Source organism: Alteromonas sp. 14N.309.X.WAT.G.H12, from assembly GCF_036697315.1.
Lineage (GTDB): Bacteria > Pseudomonadota > Gammaproteobacteria > Enterobacterales > Alteromonadaceae > Alteromonas.
Window position 1 is genome coordinate 1 of the sequence record NZ_JBAHZB010000224.1, and the last position, 1,275, is coordinate 1,275.

2 protein-coding genes are annotated in these 1,275 nt (G+C 39.9%); both read left to right on the plus strand.

What is annotated here, in order from left to right; genetic code table 11:
* Positions 1 to 708 (plus strand): RHS repeat-associated core domain-containing protein (locus V5298_RS20650; RefSeq protein ID WP_332933284.1); only part of this gene is annotated, 708 nt, incomplete at its 5' end.
* Positions 709 to 718: 10 nt separating this feature from the next.
* Positions 719 to 1,135, plus strand: coding sequence for a hypothetical protein (locus tag V5298_RS20655; protein ID WP_332933285.1), 417 nt, complete (start codon positions 719 to 721; stop codon positions 1,133 to 1,135).
* Positions 1,136 to 1,275 lie beyond the last annotated feature (140 nt).

Sequence of the window (1,275 nt, forward strand, 5' to 3'; positions counted from 1 at the left end):
GAGGTCGATAAAAATGGAAATGTGGTACAGACCCATCAGTATGATCCATTCGGCCAGCCACAAAACAGCAGCGATTCTCGATTTAGATATACCGGTCAAATTCTAATAGAAGGTACTGAGCTTTATTACTACAAAGCACGGATTTATCATTCAAAGCTAGGGCGCTTCTTGCAAACTGACCCTGTGGGCTATGAAGATCAGATGAATCTTTATGCTTATGTGGGGAATGATCCGGTTAATATGATAGACCCAACTGGTAAGTTTTCATGTAGTTCTCAAGATTGCGCTGATAGGGTCAAAGAGCAAGAAGATAGCAATCAAGAAGATAAAGACAAGGAAAGCTCCTCTCAGAACCCTCAACAAGATTCGGAGAATTCACGAACTACGAATACTCCAAATAGTAATCAACCAAGTGAAATAGCATCTAAAGAGGGAAAACAAAATATCTCTGCTGGTGAGTTTAACAGAAACTCCAATCCTGATGATGTGAAGAAAGCGATGGAAGAGGCTAAACGTAATGGAAAAAAAGAACACTATAAAAAATTAAAAGGGCTCCTAAAAGTCATTAAGCGTGGAGGTCGGATGTTGATACCAGGTCTCCCAATAACTGATGAAATCATACAAGATACTATCGACCCAAGAATTCCGGGGACATCATGCAGAAATTCAGGAGCATGTGAGATACCAATCGCGGGCAATGGCTATTGAGGCTAAGAAAATGACATCGGATGGAATATCAAAAAAAGACTGGAATCAAGTAGAAGATTTAGTGGCGAACATTGTAAATCTAAGCGCTATAGAAAAGCCGACAGTAAAAGCCAAAAAAGAGCTTTTTGATTTTCTTGATATCCTAGAACAGAAGTATGGGCGTGTTCCCAGCGTATTAGCTACAAAAGCTGACTATGAGGATTCGCCATATATATCCTTATCTTTGTTGAAAGAAGCATACACGACGGCTTTTGAAATGAGCGACTTTAAAAATATGTCATATATTAGTGTGTCTCTAGCTGAGCTTTATAAGGACTCCAATCGCGAATCACTTGCAAGGTTCTGGTTGGAGATCGCCAGAAAAGACAGCAAGCTTTATTCAGATGATTTCGTGATAGATTCTATAGAAGAACTGGAAAGCCAATAGATCACAAGTTCAGTTTGCTTCAGCGACGTGGGAACAGCCAAGCAGAACATTCGGTCGTTAGCTAGTAAGCGATCATTTTAAACCGTTCTTTACAACCGTTTGATTTAGATCTAATGGTGCAGCACTAATATGCCTGACGA